This is a genomic window from Comamonas avium (genome assembly GCF_014836675.1).
Classification (GTDB): domain Bacteria; phylum Pseudomonadota; class Gammaproteobacteria; order Burkholderiales; family Burkholderiaceae_C; genus Comamonas; species Comamonas avium.
In genome coordinates, this window is sequence record NZ_JACSQK010000002.1 from 279,815 (window position 1) to 292,470 (window position 12,656).

11 protein-coding genes are annotated in these 12,656 nt (G+C 60.4%); 3 read left to right on the forward strand and 8 right to left on the reverse strand.

The genetic code is table 11. From position 1 onward, the window contains the following. Positions 1 to 9: 9 nt before the first annotated feature. Entirely contained in the window at positions 10 to 1,551 is a 1,542-nt protein-coding gene (gene norR, locus H9646_RS03885) for a nitric oxide reductase transcriptional regulator NorR (protein ID WP_191722025.1), read from the forward strand. 150 nt (positions 1,552 to 1,701) lie between these two features. Here norR and H9646_RS03890 read toward each other — a convergent pair whose 3' ends face one another. Continuing rightward, the gene (locus H9646_RS03890; protein WP_191722026.1) at positions 1,702 to 2,640 is read right to left on the reverse strand and encodes a fumarylacetoacetate hydrolase family protein; all 939 of its coding nucleotides are present in this window, start codon (positions 2,638 to 2,640) and stop codon (positions 1,702 to 1,704) included. 338 nt (positions 2,641 to 2,978) lie between these two features. On the opposite strand from H9646_RS03890, the gene H9646_RS03895 reads away from it, so the two are divergent. Further along, complete coding sequence (locus tag H9646_RS03895) at positions 2,979 to 4,286, forward strand: Glu/Leu/Phe/Val family dehydrogenase (RefSeq protein ID WP_191722027.1); 1,308 nt, start codon at positions 2,979 to 2,981, stop codon at positions 4,284 to 4,286. A gap of 48 nt (positions 4,287 to 4,334) precedes the next feature. Here the strand turns inward: H9646_RS03895 and H9646_RS03900 are convergent, their stop codons facing one another. The 7 genes from H9646_RS03900 to H9646_RS03930 form a co-directional block, all read right to left on the reverse strand. After that, the gene (locus H9646_RS03900; RefSeq protein ID WP_191722028.1) at positions 4,335 to 5,195 is read right to left on the reverse strand and encodes an HpcH/HpaI aldolase/citrate lyase family protein; all 861 of its coding nucleotides are present in this window, start codon (positions 5,193 to 5,195) and stop codon (positions 4,335 to 4,337) included. A 36-nt stretch (positions 5,196 to 5,231) separates the two neighbouring features. After that, complete coding sequence (locus H9646_RS03905; RefSeq protein WP_191722293.1) at positions 5,232 to 5,609, reverse strand: VOC family protein; 378 nt, start codon at positions 5,607 to 5,609, stop codon at positions 5,232 to 5,234. A gap of 48 nt (positions 5,610 to 5,657) precedes the next feature. Further along, positions 5,658 to 6,656: a tripartite tricarboxylate transporter substrate binding protein BugD gene (locus tag H9646_RS03910; RefSeq protein ID WP_191722029.1), complete on the reverse strand. Its 999-nt coding sequence runs from the start codon at positions 6,654 to 6,656 to the stop codon at positions 5,658 to 5,660. Positions 6,657 to 6,775: 119 nt separating this feature from the next. Next, the gene (locus H9646_RS03915; RefSeq protein ID WP_191722030.1) at positions 6,776 to 8,140 is read right to left on the reverse strand and encodes an MmgE/PrpD family protein; all 1,365 of its coding nucleotides are present in this window, start codon (positions 8,138 to 8,140) and stop codon (positions 6,776 to 6,778) included. A gap of 58 nt (positions 8,141 to 8,198) precedes the next feature. Further along, complete coding sequence (locus H9646_RS03920; protein WP_191722031.1) at positions 8,199 to 9,380, reverse strand: CaiB/BaiF CoA transferase family protein; 1,182 nt, start codon at positions 9,378 to 9,380, stop codon at positions 8,199 to 8,201. 62 nt (positions 9,381 to 9,442) lie between these two features. Then, on the reverse strand, positions 9,443 to 10,609 hold the full coding sequence (locus tag H9646_RS03925; RefSeq protein WP_191722294.1) for an acyl-CoA dehydrogenase family protein: 1,167 nt from the start codon (positions 10,607 to 10,609) through the stop codon (positions 9,443 to 9,445). An 83-nt stretch (positions 10,610 to 10,692) separates the two neighbouring features. After that, the gene (locus H9646_RS03930) at positions 10,693 to 11,589 is read right to left on the reverse strand and encodes an FAS1-like dehydratase domain-containing protein (RefSeq protein ID WP_191722032.1); all 897 of its coding nucleotides are present in this window, start codon (positions 11,587 to 11,589) and stop codon (positions 10,693 to 10,695) included. Positions 11,590 to 11,748: 159 nt separating this feature from the next. On the opposite strand from H9646_RS03930, the gene H9646_RS03935 reads away from it, so the two are divergent. Further along, the gene (locus H9646_RS03935) at positions 11,749 to 12,651 is read left to right on the forward strand and encodes a LysR substrate-binding domain-containing protein (protein WP_191722033.1); all 903 of its coding nucleotides are present in this window, start codon (positions 11,749 to 11,751) and stop codon (positions 12,649 to 12,651) included. The last annotated feature ends 5 nt before the right edge of the window (positions 12,652 to 12,656 follow it).

Consider the following 12,656-nt stretch of genomic DNA (forward strand, 5'->3'; position numbering starts at 1 on the left):
ATTTTCACCATGAACCCCTTGCACGCGTTATTGCTGACCGACCTTGCCATGGAGCTGCCCATGGCCGTACGTCTGCAGCGTTTGGTAGAGCTGTTGCGCATGCAGTTTGGCTGCGGTGCTGTGGCACTTTTGAGTCTGGACAGTGAGACCAGCAGCCTGCGGCCTGTGGCGGTGGACGGCTTGTCCAGCGATGCCGTCGGGCGGCGTTTTCCGATTGCAGAGCACCCCCGTCTGGCCACCTTGCTCCAGCGGGCTGGCGAGGTGGTGCGCTTTCCGCATGACAGCAAGCTGCCTGACCCCTACGACGGTCTGGTGATCGAGCAACCGGGCCAGCCACTGGATGTGCATGACTGCATGGGCGTAGCGCTGGAGGTGGAGGGCCAGTGCTGGGGCGTACTGACGCTGGACGCGCTGACGGTGGGCACCTTTGAGGGCAAGGCCATCCGAGAGCTGGAGCAGCTGGTGCTGGTGATTGAAGCAGCCGTGCGCGTGACGCGCCTGGAGACCGCGCTGCGCGGTGTGCGCCAATCGGCAGGGGCGGTAGAGGAAGGCATAGCCTCGCGCCCCGAGGGTGAAATCATCGGGCAAAGCAAGCCCTTGCTGCACTTGCTGCAAGAGCTGCAAGTGGTGGCCGACACCGAATTGCCCGTGCTGCTGCTGGGCGAAACCGGTGTGGGCAAGGAGCTGTTTGCACGGCGGCTGCACCAGATGTCGCGCCGCAGCGGCAAACCGCTGGTGCACGTCAACTGCGCGGCGTTGCCTGAGGCCCTGGCTGAAAGCGAATTGTTTGGCCATGTGCGTGGTGCTTTTTCAGGAGCCATTGCCGAGCGCGCAGGTCGCTTTGAGGCCGCAGAAGGCGGCACGCTGTTTCTGGATGAGGTGGGCGAGCTGCCCCTGTCCATTCAGGCCAAGCTGCTGCGGGCCTTGCAAAACGGAGAGATTCAGCGGCTGGGCGCAGACCGCCCGCGCAAGGTGAATGTGCGCATCATTGCGGCCACCAACCGCAACCTGAAAGAGCGCGTGCAGGAAGGCAGTTTCCGTGCAGATCTGTACCACCGTCTTTCGGTCTACCCCGTGCCGATTCCGCCACTGCGTGAGCGTGGCAACGATGTGCTGCTGCTGGCCGGATTCTTTCTGGAACTCAACCGTGCGCGTCTGGGCTTGCGCAGCTTGCGCCTGTCGGTGGCGGCAGAAGATGCGCTGCACCGCTATGCATGGCCGGGCAATGTGCGCGAGTTGGAGCACGTGGTCAGCCGTGCAGCACTCAAAGCACTGAGCCATGGTGCACAGCGCAGTGACATTGTGACGCTGGAGGCAGACTGGCTGGGGCTGGATGTTCAGCCATTACCAATGGCCGCCACGGTGTTGCACGCGCCCATGCTGGCCCCCGCCCCTTCCATGCGCGCCGTGGTGGACAGCGCGCAGCGCGAGGCCATTCGCTGGGCGCTGGATGCCCACCGGGGGCAGTGGGCACAGGCGGCCCGTTCTCTGGATGTAGACCCCAGCAATCTGCACAAGCTGGCCAAACGGCTGGGGCTCAAGACTGCCTAGTCTCTGGCGAAGCTGCCACGCACTATTTATAAAAGGAGCTGCATTCGCATGACTGGCTTATGTTTCAGATATAAAAGATGCTTAAACATATAGCCCGTAAGCGATAGCAGCTATTTTTTTAATATTTCTTGGTTCTGTCTTGCCGCAAGTTCAGAACTGCCAGCGCAACGTACCCAGCCCGTCAAAGCTGACGGTGACCAGATCACCGGCCTGTACTTCGGGGCAGCCCGTCCAGGTGCCGGTGGTCACCACCGTGCCTGCGGTGACCGTGCCGTAGTGCTGGGTGACGTGCTGCAGCCATGCCGCCAGCAGCCATGTGGGGTCTTGCAGGCTGTGGGTGCCTGTAAAGCTTTGCACGGCGCCATCGTTGACTTGCAGCGTGCACGTTTGCAGGCTCCAGTCGTGCTGGCGCAGTGGGGCAAAGTCTTGCCAGTCGCTGATGGCTAAACCACCATGGCACTGGCCGTCTGCCAGCAGCGTCAGCGCGGGTGCAAGGGTGCCTTCGCGCCAGCGGCTGTCCACAAACTCAATGGCCACGGCGCAGGCATCGACCAGTGCGCGCGCGGTCTCGGGAGTCAGCGCTGCGGCCTGCTCGGCAGTGACATCCTGGCCCAAGCGCAGCGCAATCTCGCCTTCAATGCCGCGCAGGCTAAACACGGTGGCAGGTGGTGTAGCGGCGGTGGCGCTGGCTTGCACGCCGGGCTCTGGTAGCGGAGCGTGAATCAACGCCGCCGCACGGCTGGGTCCGCCTGATTTCCAGTAACGCGGCACGCTGCCAGCCGGCCACCACTTGCGCGCAATGGCCAAGGCGTTTTGTACGGCCCGTGCGTCTGCTGCATCGCGCAGCATGTAGGCCACATCTGCACCGTGCGCCACACGCTCGCCCAGCTTGCGGGACCACCACAGTGCATCGGCGATGGAGTAGGCGTCCTCAGGCAAGTCCGGGGCCACCTTGGGCCAGTCGGGCAGGATGTCCTCAGGGTCATCTTTGGCCAGCAGGCTCAAACCCAGTGGCGGCTGGTTGGCAAAAGGCGAAGGGGCCGTGGAGCAAGCGCCCTGGGCGCAATCTTTTTCGGAATGGGTCGACATGGGGGCAATCATGGCAAATTCATGCCGTTGAGCAGCGTGAAGGGGCGTGTGACCGCACAGGGCAGGCGGATTCCCTTGAGCAAGTCATGGGCTTGTGCAGCCATGGCGCTGTGGTCAAGCATGGGGCGTGATTTTTTCTTTTTGCAGATGTGTGAATAATGGCTGAGAAATCACGATAAATAGCGATGAAATACGTGAACTTGCATGGTTATGCGTGAAATTTATAACTATGCAAACAAGCGGCCTTGGACAGTTGAACGCTGGCTGCGTACGCTGGAACCAGCTGATCAAGGCACGCTAGTCGAGCCATTTGATCGCACTACTTTTTTGAGGTTCTTATGCCTGCACATGAACATTCCGCGCATTCGATGACACACGCATTGCCTTCTTACCTGAATCCGGACGACGTCGGCCCCTGGGGCACCTACCTGCAACAGGTCGATCGTGTCACCCCCTATCTGGGCTCGCTGGCCCGCTGGGTCGAAACTCTCAAGCGCCCCAAGCGCATTCTGATCGTGGACGTGCCCATTGAGATGGACGACGGCTCCATTGCGCACTTTGAAGGCTACCGCGTACAGCACAACCTGAGCCGTGGACCTGGCAAGGGCGGCGTGCGTTTTCACCAGGACGTGACGCTGTCTGAGGTGATGGCGCTGTCGGCGTGGATGTCGATCAAGAACGCCGCCGTCAATGTGCCTTACGGCGGTGCCAAGGGTGGTATCCGCGTGGACCCCCGCAAGCTGTCCAAGGGCGAACTGGAACGCCTGACCCGTCGCTACACCAGCGAAATTGGTTTGCTGATCGGCCCAAGCAAGGACATTCCTGCCCCGGACGTGAACACCAATGCGCAAACCATGGCGTGGATGATGGACACCTACTCCATGAACACGGGTTCGACCGCCACGGGTGTGGTTACAGGCAAGCCCGTGGACTTGGGCGGATCGTTAGGCCGTGTTGAAGCCACAGGCCGTGGCGTATTCACCGTGGGCGTTGAAGCCGCCAAGCTGATTGGCTTGCCGATTGAAGGCGCACGCATCGCCGTGCAGGGCTTTGGCAATGTGGGTGGCACTGCAGGCAAACTGTTTGCCGATGCGGGCGCCAAAGTGGTGGCTGTGCAAGACCATACCGGCAGCATCAGCAACGTCAACGGTCTGGACGTGGCGGCGCTGCTGGCGCACGTTCGCGACCAGGGTGGCGTGGGCGGCTTTGCCGGTGCGCAAGCCATTGAAGCAGAAGACTTCTGGTCGGTCGATTGCGACATCCTGATTCCAGCTGCACTGGAAGGCCAGATCAACAAGGACAACGCCCAGCGCATCAAGGCCAAGATGGTGATTGAAGGCGCCAACGGCCCGACAACCCCAGAGGCCGATGACATCCTGCACGACAAGGGTGTGCTGGTGCTGCCCGATGTGATTGCCAATGCTGGTGGCGTGACGGTGAGCTACTTTGAGTGGGTGCAGGATTTCTCCAGCTTCTTTTGGAGCGAAGAAGAAATCAATGCCCGTCTGGTGCGCATCATGCAAGAGGCGTTTGGCGCAGTCTGGCAAGTGGCGCAGGAAAACAAGGTGAGCCTGCGCACGGCCACCTTCATTGTTGCCTGCAAACGCATTTTGCACGCACGTGAAATGCGTGGTCTGTACCCATAAGCAAGGGGCAGCAACCCACACGCAAAGCGGCCCTGAGGGCCGCTTTTTTCATGGGCGTTGCTGGGCCCAGACATGGCGTTGCAAGGTGCGCTGTGCCAAATGCAGCACCGGGGCATCCACCATTTTTCCATTCACCACGCACACTCCGCCTTGGGCAAGTTCCATGGCCTGAACCACGGCGCTGGCATGGGCCACGGCGGCTTCTGTGGGCGAGAACACCTGGTGGGCCACGGCAATTTGCGCCGGGTGGATGCACAGCTTGGCACCAAAGCCCATGCGCAGTGCGCGCTGGCAGTCTGCGTCCATGTGCGTGCTGTCTTTGGTATCAACAGTGACGCCGTCAATAGCAGGTGCCAGATTGGCACGGCGCGATGCCATGACGATGGCCATGCGTGTGGGCAGCAGCTCGCCTTCATCGTCTGCGCACTGCATGCCTGCATCGACTTGAAAGTCCAGATGACCAAATGCCAGGCGAGCAACTTGCGGGGCGGCGGACAGACTGGCCAGTGCATCCATGCCTGCCACCGTTTCTACCAAGGGGATCAAGGCGCAGGCGGGGCCTGCTGTCTGGGCGATGGCGTGAAGGACAGAGACGGTCTCTGCCTTCGGAACAACCACACCAGCAATGCCCGCCGCCACCAGTTGCTTGAGCACCTGAATGTCGCCCTCATGCCAAGCGGTCTGCGCGGCATTGATGCGCACCAGCACACGCGCACGCAGCGTGGCAGACAGTGTTTGCACAGTGCCCAAAAGTGCCTGGCGTGCCGCTGCCTTGTCGCTGGGCGCGACCGCATCTTCCCAGTCAGCAATCACCATGTCAGCAGCGCTTTTCAGGGCTTTGTGCAGGCGATCGGTCTGATGGGCCGGAACAAACAAAAACGAACGCGCGTTGTGCAGCAGATCACTCATGGGAAAACCTAGCAGGCGGGTGTACAAACTACGAGATCAAACGTACTCGGCAATCTCGATCAGATTCAGGTCGGGGTCACGCACATAGATGGAGCGAATGGGGCCTCGTGCGCCGGTGCGCATCACGGGGCCGCATTCAATGTCGATGTGGTGGTTAGCCAGGTGCTGGCGGATGATTTCAAGCGGCTGTGACGCAATCAGGCACACATCCAGCGCACCGGGTGTCGGGTGCTGCGCCTTGGGTTCAAACTCTTTGCCGGCAATGTGCAAATTGATTTTTTGAGCGCCGAATACAAAGGCTTTGCGCTGCTCGCCAAAAGTCTCCAGCTGCATGCCCAGCACCTCGACATAAAACCGGATGCAAGCGGTTTCCTGTGCCGTGGTCAGCACCAGGTGGTCCATACGATCAATCATGAAAAAGCTCCACCAGCGGCGCTGTGCTGCGCCGCTGGTCATGGGGGATTACTCTGCCGTTACGCCGGTTTCCTTGATCACCTTGGCCCAGCGTGCCACTTCGGCGGTCAGGTGCTTGCGCAGGCCTTCGGGCGTGGCTTTTTCGGGCGAAACAAGGTCAGAGCTCAGGTCGGCGATGCGTGCCTTCACGTTGTCGTCCTTGATGGCCACATTGAGCGCCTTGTTGATCTTGTCGATCACTTCTTTAGGCGTGCCCTTGGGTGCGTACATGCCGTGCCAGACCTTGACGTCAAACCCTTTGAGGCCCTGCTCATTCAGGGTAGGAATATCGGGCAGCGAAGACAGGCGCTCAGGGGTGGTGACACCAAAAACCTTGACACGTTTGCCATCCTTGATGACTGGTACGGTCTGCGTGGTCTGGTCGCACAGCAGATCGACCTGTCCGCCCATCAAGTCATTCATGGCCGGGCCCGCACCCTTGTAGGGGATGGTGGTCAGGTTCACACCCAGCTGGTGCATCAGCAGCATGCCGCACAGTTGCGAGACCGCGCCGATGCCTGCGTTGGCCAGCGAAACCTTCTCCTGGTTTTTCTTGACGTAGTCCTGCAGCTCCTGGAAGTTGTTGGCCGGAAAGTCCTTGCGCGACAGCAGCGTCATGGGGACATCCAGCACCTGACCGATGTACTCGAAATCCTTGAGCGGGTCATAAGGCAGTTTCTTGTACAGCGCAGGTGCCGTGGCCATACCCATGTGGTGAATCAAGATGGTGTATCCATCATTTTTGGCCTTGGCAACGCGCGTGGGTGCAATCGTGCCGCCTGCGCCCACGGTGTTTTCTACCAGCACTGACTGACCCAGCACCTGTCCCATGGGCACAGCCAGCAGACGTGCAACCACATCGGTGGGGCCACCTGCAGAGTAGGGGACGACCAGCGTGATGGCCTTGTCTGGCCAGTTGCTGGCCATGGCGTTGCCCATGCCCAAAGTGACCAGCGCGCAGGCGCTGAGCAGGGTGCGTCGTGAAACCTGATAAGTCTTCGTTGTCATCTCGTTGTCTCCTGGTGTGTTTTGAGTAAAACGGAGTGCTGCGTGCACTCTCTGTGCGGTGTTTCCGCTTGCAATATTGCGTCCGGTGCAGACCCCCGTCTTCACCGGACACAAATGGTTCAGGCCATCAAACGACCCACACGCTTCCACTGCGCCACTTGCCATAGTTGTTCCACGGCTTGTGGTGCATTGGTTGCGTAGTTCGGGTTGCCATACACCGCCAATCGCAGTGCTTTGGCGGTGATTTCATCGCGCGACAAGGTGTTGCCTGGATCTCCCTTGGGTTCATCCACACGCCCTTGCAAGTGACGGCCATCGGTGGTTTGTACAGTGACTTTGCCAATCCAGCATTGGGGGTAAGCCGCATCAACCTCGGCATCGAGCACCATGTGTACTTTTTCGCGCAACGCCACGGTGGCAGGCGACTGGAAATGGGCATCAAACTGCGTCAGCCCCGCAAAGCCAAACTGTGCAGCCAGGGCCAGCACCGTACCCATGGAAAACTTGCTCTGGTGCACGCTGGAGGGGCTGACCACGGGGCCCAGCACGTCAATGGCGCCCTGGTGCACATGGCAGGTGACCTGTGCAATGTCTTCGGGGCGCAGCTTGTTGTGCTGCATGACTTGCAAAAGTGCATCGGCAGCCGGGTGCGTGTGGCGGCAGGATGCATGCCATTTGAAACTGGTCTCCGCCGTGGCCCAGCGGGTGCCCAAACCATCGGTGAGCTTGCCGGGGTTGGCATCGGTACTCATGCCAGCGGCCAGCCCCTGTGGGCCGGTAAAGATGTCCTGTGCGCCGGTGAACCCATCTTTGGCCAGATACGCCGCCATCAGGCCCGCAGCGGCGGCGTGTGCGGTGTGCAGCTGTTTGCTGTCGGCTGCTGTGCGCAAAAACTCCCACAAGCCTGCGGCCTGGGTGCCCGCCGATCCCAGTGCATGCTGCATTTGCACCGGGCTCAGGCCCAGCAGATGGCCCACGGCAGCGGCTGCGGCCAAGGTGCCTGCGGTGCCTGTGGTGTGAAAAATCCGGTAGTGGCTGCGGCCCAGAAATTCGCCCACGCGGATGCCCACTTCATAGCCTGCTACACAGGCCGCCATCAGTTGCGCACCAGTTGCCCCCATGCTTTGCGCCACGGCAACCGCGGGTGCAAACACCACGGCTGCCGGGTGGAAGACCGAGCCGTTGTGCACATCATCTTGCTCTGCGACATGCGCTGCTGCCGCGTTGGCCAGTGCAGCCATCATGGGCGAAGTGGTGGTGTCTTGACCGATCACCTCACAGGGCCCCTGGGCTGGTCCTTGCGATAGTGCAAAGCGCGTCAGGCTTTGTACAGGTCGTGCATTTTGGCCGGCCAGCACAGAGCCGAACCAGTCGACCCACAGGTCCTCAGCCTTGCGCTGTACGGCGGGAGGAATATCGTCCCACTGCAGCGTGGCCGCAAACTGAGCCAGGGGGTGAATGGTGATGTGACTTTCTTGCTTCATGCTGGTTCCTGTTGCAGCGTGCGCAAGCGCAGACTGCTTTTTTTGGGGTGTTGCGGCGTCACGCGCATGGGCTGTTTTGCAAGGCAGCGGCCTGCTCTGCGCTCCAGCCCAGCTCGGCCAAAATGGTGGCGTTGTGCTGGCCCACGGCGGGGACAGGCTCCATGCGGTAGTCGAAAGCGCTGTTCACGCCGGGGGGCAGCAGGGCGGGCACATCACCTTCGGGTGTCGCCACGGTGCGCCAGCGCTCACGTGCCTGCAATTGCGGGTGCCGCCACAGATCGGCCATGTCGTTGACGCGGGCGTTGGCAATGCCTGCTGCTTCCAGCCGGGCCACTACTTGCTCGGCAGTCAAGGCAGCGAAGGTTTCCACGATCACGGCTTGCAACGCAGCGCGGTTGGCATTGCGCTGGGCGTTGCTGTCAAAGCGCGTGTCGATAGCAATATCGGGTTGCAGCAGCACGGTGGCGCAAAAGGCTTTCCATTCACGCTCGTTTTGCAGCCCCAGCATCACGGTTTTGCCGTCACCGGCCTGGAAGGGGCCATACGGGTAGATGCTGGCGTGCGATGCGCCTGTACGCGGTGGCGGGGGCGCACCGTCATAGGCGTAGTACATGGGGTAGCCCATCCACTCGCCCATCGCCTCCAGCATGGACACATCAATGTGGCTGCCTTCGCCTGTTTTTCCACGCAACATCAATGCCGCCAAAATATTGGTATAGGCATACATGCCGGCTGCAATATCGGCCACCGAAATACCTGATTTGCTGGGTGTATCAGGCGTGCCGGTCACCGACAAAAAGCCTGCCTCGCTCTGGATCAGCAAGTCATACGCTTTTTTGTCGCGATAGGGGCCATCGGCACCATAGCCACTGATGTCGCACACGATCAAGCGGGGGTTGTGCGCCTTTAATTCGTCGTACGACAGCCCCATGCGCGCAGCTGCGCCAGGGGCCAGGTTCTGCACCAGCACGTCTGCGGTTTTCAGTAGCTCCAGCAGCGCAGATTTGGCCAGTGGCTGTTTCACATCCAGAGCCAGACTTTGCTTGCTGCGGTTGATCCAGGTGAAGTGCGACGACTGGCCCTTCACGCGCTGGTCATAGCCGCGTGCAAAGTCGCCGCTGCCGGGGCGTTCCACCTTGATAACGCGCGCACCCAGATCAGCCAGTTGGCGTGTGCAAAACGGAGCGGCTACCGCGTGTTCCAAAGAAATGACAGTGATGCCGTCAAGAGGTCGAATCATGTGAAATCCAATATCCGAAGTGGGCCTGCAATGCGGTGCAACCGCACAGGGGGTTGTCCATGTCAGAAAGAACGGGGCAGACCCAGCAGGTGCTCGGCCACGTACGAAAAAATCAGATTGGTGGAGATAGGCGCAACCTGGTACAGGCGTGTTTCGCGGAATTTGCGCTCCACGTCGTACTCGCAGGCAAAGCCAAAGCCGCCGTGAAACTGCAGACAGGCGTTGGCCGCCTCCCAGCTGGCCTTGGCTGCCAGGTACTTGGCCATGTTCGCCTGGGCTCCCATGGGCTCGTGCTGGTCAAACAGCTCGCACGCTTTCCAGCGCATCAGGTTGGCCGCTTCCAGCTCGATAAAAGTCTCGGCAATCGGGAACTGAACCCCCTGGTTCTGGCCGATGGGGCGGCCAAATACCTGCCGGTCCTTGACGTAGTGGGTCACGCGGTCCATGAACCAGTAGCCATCACCAATGCACTCGGCAGCAATCAGCGTGCGCTCGGCGTTCAGGCCATCGAGGATGTACTTGAAGCCCTTGCCTTCTTCCCCGATCAGGTTCTCGGCGGGGATTTCCAGATTTTCAAAGAACAGTTCGTTGGTCTCGTGGTTGACCATGTTGGGGATCGGGCGCACGGTCATGCCCTTTTTCTCGGCTTCGCGCAGATCCACCATGAAGATCGACATGCCCTCAGACTTCTTGGTCACTTCTGCCAGCGGCGTGGTGCGCGCCAGCAAGATCATGAAATCGCTGTGCTGGATACGGCTGATCCACACTTTCTGGCCGTTGATGACGTATTTGTCACCCTTTTTCACCGCACTGGTCTTGATCTTGGTGGTGTCGGTGCCGGTGGTGGGCTCGGTCACGCCCATCGACTGCAGGCGCCATTGGCCGGTTGCAATTTTGGGCAGGTACCTGTCTTTTTGCTCCTGCGATCCATGGCGCAGCAATGTGCCCATGTTGTACATCTGGCCGTGGCATGCCCCGGAGTTGCCGCCGCAGCGGTTGATCTCTTCCATGATGACCGAGGCCTCGGTCAGACCCAGACCCGAGCCGCCGTATTCCTGCGGAATCAGCGCCGCCAGCCAGCCCGCCTCGGTCAGCGCGGTGACGAACTTTTCAGGGTAGGCTCGTTCTTCGTCCACCTTGCGGAAATACTCGTCGGGAAAGGCCTTGCACAGGTCGCGGATCGCATCGCGAATTTCGTGGTGGTTGTTGCTCAGAGTCTTTTCAATCATTGCCATTTTTCGAACCTTTGGTGCCTTTGGCGCTTTGTCTGTGAGCACAGAAAGCGTCTGTTTTTGTGTCTTTTGAAGGTGCTTCAAGCCAGCGTGGCCGTGGCTTGCATGGTGAGCCAGCCTTCGTGGTCCTGCGCCCAAAGCTCCACGCTCTTGCCATCTGCCGAAGGCTTGCCGTGCACGCTGAAGCTGTGCAGGTCAAACGTTGGTCGCACGGCCTTGAAAGCAAAACTTTGCAGTTGAGCGCTGGGGTCGCTGCGGCGCAGCAGATCAACCAGCAGCGTGGCAATCAAGGGGCCATGCACGATCAAGCCGGGGTAGCCTTCGACTTCGGTCACGTATTTGCGGTCATAGTGAATACGGTGACCATTGAAGGTGAGTGCGGAGTAGCGAAACAGCAGCACGTCATCGGGCGTGATCACGCGAGACCATTGCTGCTGGCCAGCCAGAGGCGGCGTTTGCGGGGCAGGGGCTGGCTCTCCGGGCAAAGCCATTGGGCGGTAGACGATGTCGTGTTCTTCCACCAGCGACAGGCCATCGGCATTGCCAAAGCGGTGTTCAACCTGCACGAACAGCAACTCCCCCGAGCGACCTGTTTTGTGCTGCACAGACTGGATGGTGGAAACGCGCTCAGCGTCTTGGCCCACTTGGAGCGGGTTGCCCGGCTCCCAGCGCATACGCCCCCCAGCCCACATGCGACGGGGCAGGGGTACCGGCGGCAGAAAACCGCCGCGTTGGGGGTGGCCATCAGCCCCCAGCTCGCTTTGGCGGGCATGGGGCAGAAAGTACAGCCAGTGCCACAGCGGTGGCACGGTGCTGCCGGGCACCACGGGCGCATCATCACGGTCAAGCGTGGCCGACAAAGCGCGTAAAGGCGCAGGGGTGATAAGGTCGCTTGATATGTCGCTGCGGCCTTGCCACGTTTGCAGGTGTGCCAGCTGGGTGGCATCAATCAGAGGAGATGGGGTCGTCTTGCTCATGGCCAATGTGGTGCTTGGTGAGGGTGGCGCCAGCCATTGCTGACACGCTGTTGCAATGCATCTTGGACGTGGCCAATGCTTTCTACAATCACAGTTTTTGCAAGTAAGCCTTCAGTTTTTCAAAAGGCTTGGCGTTATCCGTACTAACCCGGACACCCTATGAAACTCGAATTAAAAGACTGTGTGCTGTTTGTGCAAGTGGCCAAAACAGGCAGTTTGACTAAGGCGGCCGAGCAGTGTTTCTTGTCACTGGCAGCGACCAGTGCGCGCATCAAAGCCATGGAGGAAGAAGCGGGCATGCCTTTGCTGATTCGAGAGGCTCGGGGTGTGCGACTGACGCCGCCGGGGGAGGCTTTTCTCTTCCACGCCCGTGCCATGCTGCAGCAGGCGCAGCAGCTTGAGGCTGACTTGCAGGAGTACGGGGCAGGCCTGCGCGGCCACGTGCGTGTGTTTGCCAACACAACGGCAGTGACTGATTTTTTGCCCGACATTCTGGCGGCCTACCTGATGGCGCATCCCCACATCAGTGTGGACTTGCAGGAGCGCCCGAATGCCGACATTGCTGCAGACATCCGCGAAGGCCGGGCGGATTTGGGCATCATTGCGGGCGAGGTGGACATGCATGGCCTGACCAGCGTGCACTTCAGCACCGATCGGCTGGTGCTGGTGACGCCCGATGAGGCCCGCTGGCAGGGGGTCGAGGCGCGGGGCTTTGCGGATGTGCTACATGAGCACTTTGTGGGCATGCATCGCAGCAGTACCTTGCAAACTTTTCTGGGCACGATGGGCCAGCAGCTGGGTCACACCCTCAAGCTGCGCATTCAATTGGCCAGTTTTGATGCGATGTGCCGCATGGTGGCTGCTGGCGTGGGCATTGCTGTGGTGCCTGAAAGTGCCGCACTGCGTAGCAGTACCCGGCAGCATTTGCGACAGATTGCGTTAAGAGACAACTGGGCCGTGCGCCCGCGTTACATGCTGCTGCGCGAAGGCAGCAGTGTGGCCAGCCATGTGCAAGACCTGATGCACGCCGTGCAGCAATACCACGCCAGCAGTGATGCGTAAGAGGC

Bases quoted from the DNA above. Each gene is read 5' to 3' on its own strand.
- H9646_RS03895 (WP_191722027.1), top strand. From the start codon at position 2,979: ATGCCTGCACATGAACATTCCGCGCATTCGATGACACACGCATTGCCT.
- H9646_RS03900 (WP_191722028.1), bottom strand. From the start codon at position 5,195: ATGAGTGATCTGCTGCACAACGCGCGTTCGTTTTTGTTTGTTCCGGCC.
- H9646_RS03925 (WP_191722294.1), bottom strand. From the start codon at position 10,609: ATGATTGAAAAGACTCTGAGCAACAACCACCACGAAATTCGCGATGCG.
- H9646_RS03910 (WP_191722029.1), bottom strand. From the start codon at position 6,656: ATGACAACGAAGACTTATCAGGTTTCACGACGCACCCTGCTCAGCGCC.
- H9646_RS03905 (WP_191722293.1), bottom strand. From the start codon at position 5,609: ATGATTGATCGTATGGACCACCTGGTGCTGACCACGGCACAGGAAACC.
- H9646_RS03930 (WP_191722032.1), bottom strand. From the start codon at position 11,589: ATGAGCAAGACGACCCCATCTCCTCTGATTGATGCCACCCAGCTGGCA.
- H9646_RS03935 (WP_191722033.1), top strand. From the start codon at position 11,749: ATGAAACTCGAATTAAAAGACTGTGTGCTGTTTGTGCAAGTGGCCAAA.
- norR (WP_191722025.1), top strand. From the start codon at position 10: ATGAACCCCTTGCACGCGTTATTGCTGACCGACCTTGCCATGGAGCTG.
- H9646_RS03915 (WP_191722030.1), bottom strand. From the start codon at position 8,140: ATGAAGCAAGAAAGTCACATCACCATTCACCCCCTGGCTCAGTTTGCG.
- H9646_RS03920 (WP_191722031.1), bottom strand. From the start codon at position 9,380: ATGATTCGACCTCTTGACGGCATCACTGTCATTTCTTTGGAACACGCG.
- H9646_RS03890 (WP_191722026.1), bottom strand. From the start codon at position 2,640: ATGTCGACCCATTCCGAAAAAGATTGCGCCCAGGGCGCTTGCTCCACG.